Genomic DNA, 13425 nt, shown 5'->3' with positions numbered 1-13425 from the left:
TCCTACGCTGGCCGGCGTGAGGACGATGGTGTTCATCCACGGTCGCGGCCAGGAGGGCAAGAACCCGCGCGAGCTGCTCGGCGAGTGGCGTACGGCCCTGGCCGCCGGGCTCGGCACGACCGATCTCGCCGTCGAGACCGTGCTGCCGTACTACGGCAACGTGCTGCACCGGGTCACCGCCGAGGTCGCCGGGCGCCCCCAGCCCCTGGAACCGGCGGACGACCCCGAGGAGATGCCCCTCCACCCCTACCTCCCCGAGGACACCGCGGAGATCGAGCGCCGTCTCATCGCGGACATGGCGCTGACGACGGGGGCCCAGGCGCAGGCGGACCTCGGCGACGTACTGACCTGGGCGGTGGCCCGCCGGATGCTGGCCTGGCTCTCCCGGCACACCAGGGTGGACAGGGAGATCATCAAGATCTTCCTGCAGGACGTCGCGGTCTACCTGAGCCACGGGAGGGAGCCGGTGCTCGCCGAGGTACGCCGTTCCGTGCCCGCCTCGGGGGAGATCGTGCTGGTCTCGCACAGCCTCGGCACGGTGGTCGCCAGAGACCTCCTCGTGGACGACGGTCTGCGCCGGCGCGTCGTGCTCTGGGTGACGGCAGGCTCGCCGCTCGGCCTGCCCACGATCCAGCGCAACCTGCTGGCCAGGGGCACGATCCATCCCGGCGTCGCGTGGCTCACCGCGTACGACGTGAACGACATCGTCGCGCTCGGCCACCCCCTGGAACGCGCCTGGGGCGTGCCGCTGGACCAGGTGGAGGTCGAGAACCTCGACGCACCGCACGCCATCGACCGCTACCTGAGCCACCGCACCGTAGCCGCCCCGATCGGCGCGGCCTGCCACTGACATCGTGGGCCCGTCATTTGGTAGCAGTCATCTACGTAGACGCCATCTCCTTTCGAGGCGGTGGCGGTTTCAGTAGTGCCAGGGGTACGGCGACCAGTCCGGCTCGCGCTTCTCCAGGAACGAGTCGCGCCCCTCGGCCGCCTCGTCCGTCATGTACGCCAGCCGCGTCGCCTCCCCTGCGAACACCTGCTGCCCGACCAGCCCGTCGTCGATCGCGTTGAAGGCGAACTTCAGCATCCGCTGCGCCGTCGGCGACTTGCCGTTGACCTTGCGCGCCCACTCCAGCGCCGTCGACTCCAGCTCCGCGTGCGGCACCACGGCGTTGACCATGCCCATGCGGTGGGCGTCGGCCGCCGAGTAGGTGTCGCCGAGGAAGAAGATCTCTCTGGCGAACTTCTGCCCGACCTGTCGCGCCAGATAGGCCGAGCCGAACCCGCCGTCGAAGCTCGCCACGTCGGCGTCGGTCTGCTTGAACCTGGCGTGCTCCGCGCTGGCCAGGGTGAGATCCGCCACCACGTGGAGGCTGTGACCGCCGCCCGCCGCCCAGCCGGGCACCACGCAGATCACGATCTTGGGCATGAACCGGATCAGGCGCTGCACCTCCAGGATGTGCAGGCGGCCGGTCGCGGCCGTGCCGTCGGAGTATTGGTAGCCGTCCTTGCCCCTGATGCGCTGGTCGCCGCCCGAGCAGAAGGCCCAGCCGCCGTCCCTGGGCGACGGGCCGTTGCCGGTGAGCAGCACGCAGCCGACGTCGGTGGTCTGCCTGGCATGGTCGAACGCCCGGTAGAGCTCGTCGACCGTCTGCGGGCGGAAGGCGTTGCGCACCTCGGGGCGGTTGAACGCGATGCGTACGGTGCCCTGGTCGACGGCCCGGTGGTAGGTGATGTCGGCGAAGTCGAATCCCCCGACCGACTGCCACGCCTTGGGATCGAACAGCTCGGAGACCATGGCGAGAGCCTAACGGATCCCACTCCCGCCCCCTGGGCGCGGTCACGCCGGCCGCGCCAGAAGACCTCGGGCACCGTCCACGCCGGCCGCGTCAGGCGACCTTGGGCACCGTTACGCCGGCCGCGTCAGGTGACCTCGGCCCGCAGCTCCGCGAGCAGCTCGCCCTGGTCGGCGAGCATCTCGGTGAGGATGCGGCGGGCGGCGCCGAGCAGATCGGCCAGCTCCGGTGTGGCCAGTGTGTAGACGACGGTGCTGCCTTCACGGATGGCGCTCACGATCCCCGCCCTGCGCAGGACCGCGAGCTGCTGTGAGAGGCTCGAAGCCTCGATGTCGATCTGGGCCAGTAGGTCCCTGACGGGTAGTGGCCCTTCCTGGAGTAGCTCCAACACTCGGATGCGAGCGGGGTGGCCGAGCGTCCGGAAGAAGTCGGCCTTGGCCTGGTGGACCTCCACGTGCATATTGCAAGACTAATCCAGTTCAGTTGCATAATTCTTCAAGTCGTAACGTTGTTGGATAGCATGACAGCGGGGACTAGGGAGTAGCCATGGGCCGAGGAAGAGCCAAGGCGAAGCAGACGAAGGTCGCTCGCCAGCTGAAGTACACCAATCACAACATCGACTATGACCGGCTCCGCGAGGAGCTGGGCGCGGACACCGGGCATGAGGAGATCCACCCGCCCGCGGCGTCCGAGCAGGAGTCCGAGCACGGGCGATGACGCGGAGGCGCCGGACGTGTGGCATGTCCTCGACGACCGCGTCGAGGTAGGGCTCGTCGTCCGGCAGCCGTTCCACCTGGCGTAGTGATCATCGCCCGCCTCGGCACATACCGTGCCGGGGCGCGGCGGTTCGTTGATCAGGTGGCGCAGGTGTCGTGGGTGGCGTCGAAGCCCCTGAGCGAGTCCGTGTCGTCGGAGCGCAGCGGCTTCAGCCCCGTCCAGTCGTCGCCGATGACCAGCACCAGGCGGTTCGTCCGCGCGCCCGCGAGCTTTCTCGGCGCGGCGGCGGGCAGGTCGTTCGCGAGGGTGGGCACGCGGGTCTCGCCGTTGGGGCCGTAGAGGACGGTGGTCTTCGCCTGCGGCTTGCGCGCGGTGTTACCGATCTTCGTGATGTGGTAGCCCCGCTGCTCCAGGTACGCGGCCACCTCCGTGCCGAGACCGCTGCGCCAGGTGCCGTTGCGCAGTTCGACCTGGATCTGCGACCGGCTCACCTTCGCCTGGCCGCCCTTGATGCCTTCGACGCTCCGATCCCCGGCCACGATCTGGAACAGCCGGCCCGCCTGCGGCTGCACCCACTCGACGCGGCCCGGCTGGGTGAGTGAGTAGTGCCACGGGGTGGTGATGAAGCGGATCCGGCCCGCGTCCAGCCCCTGGAGGCTGGTCGCCAGGTCTCTCATGACGCCCACCGACAGGCCCTCGTCGGTGGTCACCGCCTTGGTGCCGGCGTCGAGGATGGCGTAGAGCCTGGCCGGGTCGGTGAGCGTCTCGCCGCTCATCGCCTTCTTGACCATCGAGGAGATGAACATCTGCTGCCGCTGGATGCGCCCGATGTCGGAGCCGTCGCCCAGGCTGTAGCGGGCGCGTACGTAGCCGAGCGCCTGCTCGCCGTCGAGTGTCTGCTTCCCGGCGGGCAGGTGCAGCAGCGCCTTCTTGTCGTTCACGGCCTCGGGCAGGCAGACCTCCACACCGCCGACGGCGTTCACCATGCTCTTGAAGCCGGAGAAGTCGATCTTGACGAAGTGGTCGATGTGGATGTGGGTCAGGGATTCGATCGTCTTCCAGGTGCAGGCGATGCCGCCGGAGTTGAACGACTCGTTGATCATGCCGAGGTGGGCGTGCTGTCCAGGCAGGCCCCTGGTGGCGCGGCAGGTGGGCAACTGTACGAGCGAGTCGCGCGGGAAGCTGACCACCATCGCGTTGTCGCGCTCGGACGACACGTGGACCAGCATGATCGTGTCGGTGCGCTCGCCGGCGACCCGGCCGTATTTGGCGTTCTTGCCGTCACGCTGGTCTGAGCCGACGACGAGGATGTTCATCGCGGTGCCCGCGACCTTGGGAGGGCGGGTGGCGCCGAGATCCTCGGCGGTGACGTCCTCGTGCTTGATGTTGCCGCTCAGGCGCGCGAAGACGCCGACGACGACCCCCCCGACCAGGAGGACGACGGCCACCGTCACCGCCACGACCCAGCGCAGCCAGCGCCGGCGGCGTCGTGGTGGCGCGCTCGGACCGGAAGGGGGCGCGTCGACAAGCCCACTGCTCACGTGACTCCAGTAGGACGGGGGCCGACGGGCCGCCGCCCATGGCCAAGAGCCTCGCCGTACAGATCTCGGCCGTTGATCGTCCCGAGTGTACTCAGTCCGGCACGATCACGCGCCGGTAACCACAGCCGGTGGTGGTCGCGTCGGCATGTGGGTCAGTCGGGGACGTTCACGCGGAGGGACACCGAGCCGCGCAGGTCCAGCCAGGCCGTGCCGGGGCCGCGTACCAGTCTGATGACCACCTCGTCACAGCTCGGGCAGCGGCCGACCAGGCCGGGATCGGGGCCGTACACGCGTAGCTCGGCGAGCGGGCCGGTCAGCCCGCAGCTCGCGCAGCGGCCGGTGGCGGTGGTGACGTCCACGGCGAAGATCTCGCCGAGCGGGCCCCCCAGGGCGTTGCCGTCCAGGTGTTCTGCGGTCATGTCAGCCTCCGGTCGGGCCGAAACGTTCGGTTCTGATGCGCTGGGGCGGGTGCCCGAGCGCGAGCAGCAGGTCGGCGGCCGTCTCGACGAAGCTCGTCGGCCCGCACACGTAGCAGTCGGGGCGGCCGGGCTCGAAGCCGGCCTCGGCCAGGTCGCCCAGGGCGATCCGCCCTGGCGGGCGGGCCGCGCCGGGCGGCGCGGTCCTGGTGTAGAGGTAGGTGACGTCCAGCCCGGGGTCAGGGCGGCGCAGCTCGCCGGCGTAGTAGCGGCGGTCCTGGTCGCGCAGCGAGTAGATCAGGCGGAACGGCACCGGGTTGCCCGCCTGCCGGCGCGCCCTGATCATCGCCATCAGCGGCACGATCCCCGACCCGCCGCCGACCAGCACCACCGGCGTCTCGCTCGCGGACCGCCAGACGAACCAGCCGCCCACCGGGCCGCGGACCTCGATCTGGTCGCCGGGCTCCATCACCTCGGTGAGGTACGGCGAGACCTCACCGTCGGGCACGTTCTCCACGGTCAGCTCGACGAGGTCGCCGTCGGCGGGCGCGGCCAGCGAGTAGCTGCGCTGCGCGGTGTAGCCGTCCTCGGCGGTCAGCCGTACGTCGACGTGCTGCCCCGGGAGGTGGCCCGGCCAGCCGGGCACCCGGAAGGTCAGGGTGTGGGCGGTGGCGGTCTCGGCCACGGTCCTGACGAGCTCGGCCGGCCGCCAGACCAGGCGGCGCACCTTAGTCACCCTCGTAGCGCTGCTCACGCCACGGGTCGCCGTAGTTGTGGTAGCCGGCGGTCTCCCAGAAACCCGGGTAGTCCTCGTCCATCAGCCGGATGCCGCGCACCCACTTGGCCGACTTCCAGAAGTACAGGTGCGGCACGATCAGGCGGGCGGGACCGCCGTGCCTGGGCTCCAGGTCCTCGCCGCCGAAGCGGTGCACGATCCACGCCTTGCCGTCGAGCAGGTCCTCCAGTGGCAGGTTGGTGGTGTATCCGCCGTACGAGTAGACCAGGGCGTGCTCGGCCGCCGTGTCGACGTCCTCGAAGAGCACGTCCAGCGAGACGCCCTCCCACGTGGTGTCCAGCTTGGACCACTTGGTGACGCAGTGGATGTCGACCGTGGGCGTCTGCCTGGGCAGGGCCAGGAACTCCTCCCACGACCAGCGGTGGGTCCGCTCGGCCTCGGTGTCGATGGCGAACTCCCACCGCTCAGGCGGGATCCGCGGCGTCGGCCCAGCCGACAGCACCGGGAAGTCCTCGACCAGGTACTGCCCGGGTGGCAGCCGCTCGTCGCCCCCTCTGCGCTTGCCGCGGAAGCCGCGCGAAATGATGCCCACGAGTCCTCCCAGTGATCAGGAGGTCATTCCACCACGAACCTGCCCGCGGGTGTCAGCGGCGCGCCCGTGGGGCGACCAGGCCGGACTCGTAGGCGAAGACCACGAGCTGGGCGCGGTCGCGGGCGCCCAGCTTGGTCATGGCCCTGCTGACGTGCGTCTTGGCGGTGGTCGGGCTGATCACCATGTGCGCGGCGATCTCGTTGTTGGACAGGCCGCGGGCGACCAGCGCGGTCACCTCGCGTTCGCGGTTGGTGAGCACGTCGAGCCCTACCGGCGCGGGCTCGGGGCGGCGGGCGACGTACTCGCCGATCAGGCGGCGGGTGATGGCGGGGGAGAGCAGCGCGTCGCCGCGGGCCGCGACCCTGACGCCCTGCAGCAGGTCGGCGGGCTCGGTGTCCTTGACCATGAAGCCGCAGGCGCCGGCCCGGAGGGCGTTGAAGACGTACTCGTCGAGGCCGTAGTTGGTCAGGATCACGACGTGGACCTGGTTCAGGCGCTCGTCGGCGGCGATCCGCCTGGTCGCCTCGATCCCGTCCACGACCGGCATCTGCACGTCGACGAGGGCGACGTCGGGCAGGTGCTCCAGGGCGAGGGCGACGGCCTGCTCGCCGTTCGCGGCCTCGGCCACCACCTCGATGTCGTCCTCGGCCTCCAGCAGGGCGCGGAAGCCGCCGCGGATGAGCGCCTGGTCGTCCACGAGCAGGACACGGATCACGATGGTTCCTCCAGAGGCAGTTCCGCGCGTACGGTGAAGCCTCCCTCGGGGCGGGGCCCGGCGCGCAACCGGCCGCCCAGTGCCGTGACGCGCTCGCTCATGCCGAGCAGGCCCACGCCCGGCACATGTGGCGCGTCGGAGCAGGCCGTGCCGTCGTCGTCCACCTGGACGGCCAGCGCGTCGCCGCCGTAGTCGATGCGTACCGACGCGGAGGCGCCGCCCGCGTGCCTGGAGACGTTGGTGAGTGCCTCCTGGACGATCCGGTACGCGGCCCTGTCCACCTCGGCGGGCAGCTCGCGGAGCGCCCCGGAGATCGTCACGGTGGCCGGCTGGCCGGTCGAGCGGGCCCGTTCCACCAGGTCGTGGAGCCGGTCGAGACCGCTGGCCACGGGTTCGCCGTCCGCGCCCTCCGAGCCGTCGGAGTCCCGCAGGACCTCCAAGGTGGCGCGCAGCTCGCGCATGGCGTCGCCGCCGGCCTCCTGGATGGCCAGCAGCGCGGCCGGCACCTCCTCACCGTTCTTGCGGGCCAGGTGAACGGCCACCCCCGCCTGCACCTTGATGATCGAGATGCTGTGGGTGAGCGAGTCGTGCAGCTCCCTGGCGATGCGCAGCCGCTCCTCGCTCGCGCGGCGGCGCGCCGCCTCCTCGCGGGTGCGCTCGGCCTCCACCGCCCGCTGCTCGACCTGCTCCAGGTACGCCTGCCGGTGCCTGGCCACCGTGGCCGTCACCCCTGCGGCCACGAACCAGCCGATCAGCAACGACGTCTGCTGGACGATCTCCCTGGGGTTCTGGTCGGTGGCGGTGGACAGGTTCACCGCCAGGCTGACGATCAGGAAGCCCGCGCCGGCCAGCGCGGCGATCACGCGGTGCCCGGCCCTGACCGCGCCGAACACGGAGACCAGCACGGGAAAGGCGGAGGGCGGTCCCGGCTCGGCGTGGAGGGAGTAGTAGAGCATGCACACCGTGCTGACGGCCAGTGACACCAGGGGAGCACGACGCCAGGCGACCAGCGCCGCCGAGCCGGCCAGGACGGCGACCAGGTCGAGCGCTCCGGCGTCCGGCGTGACCAGCACGGTGAGCGACAGGACTGCGGCCATCACGGCGGCGAGCGCGGTGTCCAGGGCGAGCGGGCGCCATCCGAGCATTGGGCTCATTCCTGCACATTAGAGCCTGGTGGTGCCGTCCTCCTCCGTACCAGGTGGGAAACCGCCACTACTCCCGGCGTCGTAGTGCGGCCCGCTGTGCTTCGCGCGTCGTAGGCGCAGGAGTCTTCCCCGGCACGATGCCCAGGGGCCGGGCCGGACACCACGATGTCGTGCCATGGAGAAGATCTGCGCCATCACCGCGACAGAGCACTTCGACGCACTCATAGGAGACTGAGATGGTCACGCAACAGTTCGATGCCCGGCCCGTACGCACCTCCCCCTGGGCCATGCAGTGGCTCAGGGCCGCGGTGGTCCTGCATGTCGTCGCGCTGCTGTTCCAGGCCGTGACGGCGGGCATGCTGCTCTCCACCCCTGGCGGGCGGTCGCTGCACATGGCCTCGGCGGTGGCCCTGCTCGTCGTCGGGATCCTCCACCTCCTCGCGGCGATCCTGGTCTGGCGGCCAGGTGGCGGGTCCGCGGCGTTCATCGTCCCGGCTGCGCTGCTGCTGGTCCTGACGGTCGTGCAGGCGGTGCTCGGCGAGATGGGGGTGAAGACCGTTCACCTGCCGCTCGGGGTGCTGCTGTTCGGCGGTGGCGTCGCCCAGCTCGGCAGGGTGTTCCCCCGCCGGGCCGTGGCATGACCCGGATCGGCGGCGGCCAGGCGGCCACGACCCGGAACGGGCGCGGGGCCGGGCCGGGGAGACGGGACGTGCTGCGGTTGCTCGGTATCGGTGCGGTGGCGGCGGTGGGGGTGCCGGGGTGCTCGCTGCTCGCCGGCACCCCGCAACCGCAGCTCCTGGCCGGCGCGGCGCCGCAGCCCAAGCCGTACGCGGTGCCGCTGCCGTTGCCCGAGGTGGCCAAGCCGGTCAGCAGCGCGGGCGGGGCCGACTTCTACGAGCTGACCGAGCGGGTGGCGGAGGTGGAGGTGCTGCCGGGGCTGCGTACCCCGATCTGGGGATACGGCGGGACGTTTCCCGGGCCGACCATCGAGGCGCGCAGCGGGCGGCGGACGGTGGTGAAACTCGTCAACCAGCTCGGTGAGCCGACCGTCCTGCACCTGCACGGCGGGCACACACCGCCGGAGTCCGACGGCTTCCCCACGGACCTCGTCGCGCCGGGGGCCGCGCGCGAGTACGTGTTCCCGCTGGAGCAGCGGGCCGCCACGCTCTGGTACCACGACCATCGCATGGACTACACGGGGCCGCAGGTGTGGCGCGGACTGGCCGGGATGTTCCTGGTGCGCGACGCCGAGGAGGAGGCGTTGCCGCTGCCCGCGGGGGAGCGGGACGTGCCGCTGCTGATCTGCGACCGGTCGTTCGCCGCGGACGGCACGCTGCTGTATCCGGGCCTGCCGGATCGGCCGGGGGTGCAGGAGGGGTACATGGGTGGCGTCCTCGGGGACGTGATCCTGGTGAACGGCGCGCCCTGGCCCGAGCTGCGGGTGGCCAGGGCGCGCTACCGGCTGCGGCTGTGCAACGCGTCCAACGCGCGCGTGTACGAGCTGTCCACCGGCGGCCCCATGGTGCGGATCAGCGGCGACGGGGGCCTGCTGAGCGCGCCGCGCACGGTACGTCAGATCAGGCTGGCCCCTGGTGAGCGCGCGGACGTGGTCGTCGACTTCGCCGGCTACGAGCTGGGCCGGTACGTCGAGCTGCGGAACCTGGCGGGGGAGGGCGCGCAGGCCAGGGTGATGCGGTTCGCGGTGGACCGCGACGAGCCCGACGACTCGGCCGTGCCAGGACGGTTGTCCACCGTCGAGGCGCTCGATCCAGGCAAGGCGACGGTGACGCGGGAGTTCGAGTTCAGCAGCGGGAGCATGCACGGCGGCACCGGGTGGCTGATCAACGGCCGGCCGTTCGACGCCCGTCGGATGGAGGCCAGACCGAAGCTGGGGGACGTCGAGGTGTGGCGGCTGACCAGTGACGTGGCCCACCCCGTACACCTGCACCTGGACCACTTCCAGGTGTTGTCGGTCAACGGCGAGCGGCCGTCGGGGCCGCCGGAGTGGAAGGACACGATCGAGGTGCGCGACGCCCAGACCGTCGAGATCGTCACGCGGTTCACCGACTATCGGGGGCGATATGTCCTGCACTGCCACAACCTCGAACACGAGGACATGGCCATGATGGCCGCCTTCGAGGTCATCTGACCACCGGGAGGCGGTCGGAGCGGGGCCAGACGTAGTCCAGGTCGTCCGGCTCGTCGCCGAACACCGGGCGGTAGAAGCCGGGGTCCTTGCGCAGGAGCGCGGAGCGGTGGCTGCGGTGCAGCGCCTCGTCGCCGAGCCAGGGCGGCAGCTCGCCGGCCGCCGCCAGCTCCTTCTGGCGGCGTACTTCCGGGGTGGCTTTCGGGGTGGCTTTCGGGGTGGCGCGGTGCCTGGCCAGTTCGGTGGTCATGGTCCGGGCGCAGGTGTCCGGCCGGCCCATGGCGCGCCAGCGGTCGCACACCTCGAGGCCGTAGCGGACGAGCGCCTCCTCGTAACCGGCCCACATCTTCACGACCGGGTGGTGGCGCCAGCCGTAACCGGGGATGGTGAGGGCGCGGAGGACCTGCAGGGACTCGATCCGCTGCTTGCCGAGCCGTAGCGGGTCCAGGACCGCAGCCGTTGCGGCGAAGTCCGGAAATGGTAGGAAAGTTTGCATCAGTGCCCCCGCTGACGTGCTCTTTCTCGCGGATCGTATAGACCGTTCGGACGACCGCGCTCACAATCGGACCATGGGAGAGGGGTATGTCGGCGCGAGGACGCCGCGAAGGGAAGACATCAGGCTGCTGACGGGCAGAGGCAGGTACGTCGGCAACGTCCGCCTGCCGGGCACCGTCCACGCGTACGTGGTCCGCAGCCCCACCGCCCACGGAAGGCTGCTCGGCTGCGGCGCCAAGGCGGCCGCGGCGGCCGAGGGCGTGCTCGACGTCATCACCCCGGCCGACGCCGCCGGCCTGTTCCTGCCGTGCGTCAGCCTGGCCCCGGGCCAGCGGATGCTGTCGTACCGGATGCTGGACGACGCGATCAGATACGCCGGCCAGCCGCTCGCCGTCGTCGTCGCCCGCACGCCGGAGGCCGCCAGGGACGCCGCCGACCTCGTGGACCTGGAGCTCGACGAGCTGCCCGCCGTGGTCGGCGCGGAGCGGGCGCTGGAGGCAGGCGCGCCGCTGCTCTACCCCGACTGGGGCACGAACGTGCTCACCGACTTCACGCTGTACGCCTGCGCGACAAGCTGATGGCGATCGCCCGAGGGCTACTGGGCGGTCAACGACTCCGGCGTGCTGGTGAACCCGGCCCTGGTGGAGGGCCAGATCAGGGGCGGCGTGGCCCAGGGGATCGGCATGGCGCTGACCGAGGAGATCGTGTACACCGAGGACGGCCAGCCGATCACCGAATACCTGCCGCCGACCACCAGGGAGGTGCCCGGCATCGAGGTCTTCATGTTGCGGACTCCCTCGCCGCTCACGCCGGGCGGCATGAAGGGCGCGGGGGAGTCCGGCACCATCGGCCCGGCCGCCGCCATCGCCAACGCGGTCGCCGCCGCGGTCCCCGAAGCCGCGGCGAAGATCACCGACGTTCCCCTGACCCCGGCCCGGCTGTGGCCCCTGCTGTAGACGTGGTGTGACGCTAGGTCAGATCTTTCAGGTTCTTGCCTGACTCCGACAGCGCCCGCTCCAGCGCTTCCTGGCCGGCGGGCTTGGGTTTTACCGGACGATCCCTGGGCGGCCGGCGTACGGCGTCGGGCATGGGCTTGGGGTCGTTCTTCGGTGTGTTCTCGTCAGGACTGCTCATGGCTGTGTCCGTACCCGCGAGCGTCCCGGCCGCCCGCGGAGCGCGGCTAAAGATAATGGTGATTTTTCTCGCGGCGGATTCAACCAGAATGCCTTTCCATACGTACATGTTTCGACAGCGGTGTACGTCGACCCTAGGCAGGCACTCCTTGTTGAACGAAACACGCATTCGCTGCCCCGCCCAGGAAAGAGAGGCCATGACCAGGCTGCGATCGGCTCGCCCGAGCGGGAAGCAGTACGTTTGGCCGCTGGTCCAGGACGCCAGGACGGTCCGCCACGCACGAACGATCATTCACCGTGAATTGTCGGCGCTCGCCCTTTGTTCCGATCTCGTCGACGACGCCGTGCTCATGGTCAGCGAATTGGTGACCAACGCTTTCCTGTACGGCGCCGGCCCCTACGAGCTGGCCCTGCACATAGACGCCAAAGAGATCATGTGCGTGGTGGTCGACAGCAGCCCGATCCTGCCCGCCCCGCCGCCTCCCGACGTGAGCGCCGAGCACGGGCGGGGGCTGCGGATCATCGCCAGGCTCTCCGACGGCTTTCACGGCTGTCACCCCCAGCGCTACCTCACCCGCCCGGACCTCGTCGGCAAGGCCACCTGGTTCGCGCTCCCCCGCCGCGTCACGCCCGGCAACGTCGTACCGATCAGGCCAGGCGCCTGACCGCCCTCTCGGCGTTCCGCTCGCTGCCGCGGGTGCTGCGCTGGTTCGGCGAGCTGCGCTGATCAGAAGTCCGGCATATCGTGCGTCCGTGACGGCCACCGTACGGCTGCGCTGATGGACACAGTGATGCATGCGCTGATGGGCACGGACGTCCTGGTGAGAGTCGGTCACACGAGTTCGAGGCCGCCGTCGACGGTGAGGACCTGGCCGGTGAGCCAGGTGGAGGTGGGGTGGGCCAGGTGCAGGATCCAGGTGGCGACCTCGTGGGGCTCGCCGCGGCGGCTCAGGGGGATGCGGCCGGCTTCGTCCTGCTTGATCTGCTCCACCGCGTCCGCGGCCAGGCCGGCCGCGGCCAGCGCCTCGGACTCCGTGGGGCCGGGGGCCAGGGCGTTGACCCGGACGCCGTCGGAGGCCAGCTCCAGGGCCCAGGTGCGGGTGAGCTGTTCCATGGCGGCCTTGGTGGCGGCGTAGTGGGCGGCGCCGGGTAGCGGCCGGTGGCCGTACGTGCTGGAGATGTTCACGATCGAGCCGCGGGTGCGCCGGAGGTGGGGCAGGGCGGCGCTGGCCAGCAGGCTGGGCGCGGCGACGTTGAGCCCGAAAAGCTCGCCGATGCGCTCGGCGGTGACGTCGGCCAGCGGCATCATCGCGGTCGCGCCGGCGTTGTTGATGAGGACGTCGACCCGTTTCCAGCGGGCGAGCGCCGTGTCGACGATGGTTTGGGGCGCATGCGCGTCGCGGAGGTCGATGGGCAGGATCTCGATGTTGGGGTGACCCTGGGCGGTCTCCTCCAGAGCCTCTTTGCGGCGGCCGACACCCAGGACGTACGCGCCGGCCTGGGCGAACGCGATGGCGGTCGCGCGGCCGATCCCCGACCCCGCACCCGTGACGATGACCACCAGATCTGTGAATGCCATGACAGAACCCTTCATTCGATGTTCGTCAAACATCGAACAAGGTATCATAGGCAGCATGCGACGAACCGGGCACCCTGAGCTGGAGGAGATGACCCTCACCGGAGTGATGGCGGCCCTCGGCGACCCGATCCGGGTCGGGCTGGTGCGAGTGCTGGCCGACGGGGCCGAGCGCGGCTGGGGTGAGCTGCGGGCGCCGGTGGCCAAGTCGACGCTCAGCCACCATCTCCGGATCCTGCGCGACGCCGGCCTGACCCGCACTCGCAAGGAGGGCACCCGCTGCTATGTGACCCTGCGCCGCGAGGATCTCCAGGAGCGTTTCCCCGGTCTGCTGCCGGCGGTGCTGGCCGCGGCCGACGTCGAGGACGTCGGCCGCCACGTCGGCCTGGCGACCACTTCGCCGACGTCCTGACCCCA

At 70.7% G+C, this 13425-nt stretch carries 18 protein-coding genes and 1 pseudogene; 8 read left to right on the top strand and 11 right to left on the bottom strand.

Annotation, left to right across the window (positions count from 1 at the left end; genetic code table 11):
* The first annotated feature begins 16 nt into the window (after window positions 1-16).
* Window positions 17-850, top strand: a complete 834-nt coding sequence (locus tag ITP53_RS08655; RefSeq protein ID WP_195894790.1) for a hypothetical protein — start codon at window positions 17-19, stop codon at window positions 848-850.
* Between the two features lie 69 nt (window positions 851-919).
* On the opposite strand, the gene ITP53_RS08650 is transcribed toward ITP53_RS08655, so the two are convergent.
* Window positions 920-1798 carry a 1,4-dihydroxy-2-naphthoyl-CoA synthase gene (locus ITP53_RS08650; protein WP_195894789.1) on the bottom strand — a complete coding sequence of 293 codons (879 nt, stop codon included), beginning with the start codon at window positions 1796-1798 and terminating at the stop codon, window positions 920-922.
* Window positions 1799-1923: 125 nt separating this feature from the next.
* Window positions 1924-2256, bottom strand: a complete 333-nt coding sequence (locus ITP53_RS08645; protein WP_195894788.1) for an ArsR/SmtB family transcription factor — start codon at window positions 2254-2256, stop codon at window positions 1924-1926.
* Between the two features lie 86 nt (window positions 2257-2342).
* Between ITP53_RS08645 and ITP53_RS08640 the strand changes: the two genes are divergently transcribed.
* The gene (locus ITP53_RS08640; protein ID WP_195894787.1) at window positions 2343-2513 is read left to right on the top strand and encodes a DUF3073 domain-containing protein; all 171 of its coding nucleotides are present in this window, start codon (window positions 2343-2345) and stop codon (window positions 2511-2513) included.
* 137 nt (window positions 2514-2650) lie between these two features.
* On the opposite strand, the gene ITP53_RS08635 is transcribed toward ITP53_RS08640, so the two are convergent.
* The 6 genes from ITP53_RS08635 to ITP53_RS08610 all read right to left on the bottom strand — a co-directional run bounded on the left by ITP53_RS08635 (window position 2651) and on the right by ITP53_RS08610 (window position 7667).
* On the bottom strand, window positions 2651-4054 hold the full coding sequence (locus ITP53_RS08635; protein ID WP_195894786.1) for an LCP family protein: 1404 nt from the start codon (window positions 4052-4054) through the stop codon (window positions 2651-2653).
* 152 nt (window positions 4055-4206) lie between these two features.
* Window positions 4207-4473 (bottom strand): DUF6510 family protein, encoded by a 267-nt coding sequence (locus tag ITP53_RS08630; RefSeq protein ID WP_195894785.1) that lies wholly within the window; start codon window positions 4471-4473, stop codon window positions 4207-4209.
* 1 nt (window position 4474) lies between these two features.
* Window positions 4475-5197 carry a ferredoxin reductase gene (locus tag ITP53_RS08625; RefSeq protein WP_328814315.1) on the bottom strand — a complete coding sequence of 241 codons (723 nt, stop codon included), beginning with the start codon at window positions 5195-5197 and terminating at the stop codon, window positions 4475-4477.
* Window position 5198: 1 nt separating this feature from the next.
* Entirely contained in the window at window positions 5199-5798 is a 600-nt protein-coding gene (locus ITP53_RS08620; protein WP_195894783.1) for a sulfite oxidase-like oxidoreductase, read from the bottom strand.
* 52 nt (window positions 5799-5850) lie between these two features.
* The gene (locus ITP53_RS08615; protein ID WP_195894782.1) at window positions 5851-6513 is read right to left on the bottom strand and encodes a response regulator; all 663 of its coding nucleotides are present in this window, start codon (window positions 6511-6513) and stop codon (window positions 5851-5853) included.
* Window positions 6510-7667, bottom strand: coding sequence for a sensor histidine kinase (locus ITP53_RS08610; protein ID WP_195894781.1), 1158 nt, complete (start codon window positions 7665-7667; stop codon window positions 6510-6512). The genes ITP53_RS08615 and ITP53_RS08610 overlap by 4 nt, the downstream gene beginning before the upstream one ends.
* A 227-nt stretch (window positions 7668-7894) precedes the next feature.
* Between ITP53_RS08610 and ITP53_RS08605 the strand changes: the two genes are divergently transcribed.
* Window positions 7895-8299: a hypothetical protein gene (locus ITP53_RS08605; protein ID WP_207755683.1), complete on the top strand. Its 405-nt coding sequence runs from the start codon at window positions 7895-7897 to the stop codon at window positions 8297-8299.
* Window positions 8296-9807, top strand: coding sequence for a multicopper oxidase family protein (locus ITP53_RS08600; protein ID WP_195894780.1), 1512 nt, complete (start codon window positions 8296-8298; stop codon window positions 9805-9807). The genes ITP53_RS08605 and ITP53_RS08600 overlap by 4 nt, the downstream gene beginning before the upstream one ends.
* Here the strand turns inward: ITP53_RS08600 and ITP53_RS08595 are convergent.
* Window positions 9800-10300, bottom strand: coding sequence for an MSMEG_6728 family protein (locus ITP53_RS08595; RefSeq protein WP_195894779.1), 501 nt, complete (start codon window positions 10298-10300; stop codon window positions 9800-9802). The two genes, ITP53_RS08600 and ITP53_RS08595, sit on opposite strands and share 8 nt — an antisense overlap.
* Window positions 10301-10373: 73 nt before the next feature.
* Here ITP53_RS08595 and ITP53_RS57120 point away from each other — a divergent pair, with 73 nt between their 5' ends.
* A complete protein-coding gene (locus ITP53_RS57120; protein WP_236050595.1) occupies window positions 10374-10877 on the top strand; it encodes a hypothetical protein in 504 nt (167 codons plus the stop codon).
* A 27-nt stretch (window positions 10878-10904) separates the two neighbouring features.
* A pseudogene (locus ITP53_RS57115) lies at window positions 10905-11255 on the top strand (molybdopterin cofactor-binding domain-containing protein); the annotation flags it as partial.
* Window positions 11256-11268: 13 nt separating this feature from the next.
* Here ITP53_RS57115 and ITP53_RS08585 read toward each other — a convergent pair.
* On the bottom strand, window positions 11269-11433 hold the full coding sequence (locus ITP53_RS08585; protein WP_195894778.1) for a hypothetical protein: 165 nt from the start codon (window positions 11431-11433) through the stop codon (window positions 11269-11271).
* 196 nt (window positions 11434-11629) lie between these two features.
* Between ITP53_RS08585 and ITP53_RS08580 the strand changes: the two genes are divergently transcribed.
* Window positions 11630-12097 carry an ATP-binding protein gene (locus ITP53_RS08580; protein ID WP_195894777.1) on the top strand — a complete coding sequence of 156 codons (468 nt, stop codon included), beginning with the start codon at window positions 11630-11632 and terminating at the stop codon, window positions 12095-12097.
* Window positions 12098-12264: 167 nt separating this feature from the next.
* Here the strand turns inward: ITP53_RS08580 and ITP53_RS08575 are convergent, their stop codons facing one another.
* Window positions 12265-13011 (bottom strand): SDR family NAD(P)-dependent oxidoreductase, encoded by a 747-nt coding sequence (locus ITP53_RS08575; RefSeq protein WP_195894776.1) that lies wholly within the window; start codon window positions 13009-13011, stop codon window positions 12265-12267.
* Between the two features lie 55 nt (window positions 13012-13066).
* Here ITP53_RS08575 and ITP53_RS08570 point away from each other — a divergent pair, with 55 nt between their 5' ends.
* The gene (locus ITP53_RS08570) at window positions 13067-13420 is read left to right on the top strand and encodes an ArsR/SmtB family transcription factor (RefSeq protein ID WP_207755681.1); all 354 of its coding nucleotides are present in this window, start codon (window positions 13067-13069) and stop codon (window positions 13418-13420) included.
* The last annotated feature ends 5 nt before the right edge of the window (window positions 13421-13425 follow it).

It is taken from the genome of Nonomuraea cypriaca (assembly GCF_015645445.1).
Classification (GTDB): domain Bacteria; phylum Actinomycetota; class Actinomycetes; order Streptosporangiales; family Streptosporangiaceae; genus Nonomuraea; species Nonomuraea cypriaca.
Note: the sequence above shows the minus strand (reverse complement) of the source record. Positions and strands in the feature narration are given on the sequence as shown.

Bases quoted from the DNA above. Each gene is read 5' to 3' on its own strand.
- ITP53_RS08650 (WP_195894789.1), bottom strand. From the start codon at position 1,798: ATGGTCTCCGAGCTGTTCGATCCCAAGGCGTGGCAGTCGGTCGGGGGA.
- ITP53_RS08645 (WP_195894788.1), bottom strand. From the start codon at position 2,256: ATGCACGTGGAGGTCCACCAGGCCAAGGCCGACTTCTTCCGGACGCTC.
- ITP53_RS08640 (WP_195894787.1), top strand. From the start codon at position 2,343: ATGGGCCGAGGAAGAGCCAAGGCGAAGCAGACGAAGGTCGCTCGCCAG.
- ITP53_RS08630 (WP_195894785.1), bottom strand. From the start codon at position 4,473: ATGACCGCAGAACACCTGGACGGCAACGCCCTGGGGGGCCCGCTCGGC.
- ITP53_RS08610 (WP_195894781.1), bottom strand. From the start codon at position 7,667: ATGAGCCCAATGCTCGGATGGCGCCCGCTCGCCCTGGACACCGCGCTC.
- ITP53_RS08605 (WP_207755683.1), top strand. From the start codon at position 7,895: ATGGTCACGCAACAGTTCGATGCCCGGCCCGTACGCACCTCCCCCTGG.
- ITP53_RS08600 (WP_195894780.1), top strand. From the start codon at position 8,296: ATGACCCGGATCGGCGGCGGCCAGGCGGCCACGACCCGGAACGGGCGC.
- ITP53_RS08595 (WP_195894779.1), bottom strand. From the start codon at position 10,300: ATGCAAACTTTCCTACCATTTCCGGACTTCGCCGCAACGGCTGCGGTC.
- ITP53_RS57120 (WP_236050595.1), top strand. From the start codon at position 10,374: ATGGGAGAGGGGTATGTCGGCGCGAGGACGCCGCGAAGGGAAGACATC.
- ITP53_RS08585 (WP_195894778.1), bottom strand. From the start codon at position 11,433: ATGAGCAGTCCTGACGAGAACACACCGAAGAACGACCCCAAGCCCATG.
- ITP53_RS08580 (WP_195894777.1), top strand. From the start codon at position 11,630: ATGACCAGGCTGCGATCGGCTCGCCCGAGCGGGAAGCAGTACGTTTGG.
- ITP53_RS08575 (WP_195894776.1), bottom strand. From the start codon at position 13,011: ATGGCATTCACAGATCTGGTGGTCATCGTCACGGGTGCGGGGTCGGGG.
- ITP53_RS08570 (WP_207755681.1), top strand. From the start codon at position 13,067: ATGCGACGAACCGGGCACCCTGAGCTGGAGGAGATGACCCTCACCGGA.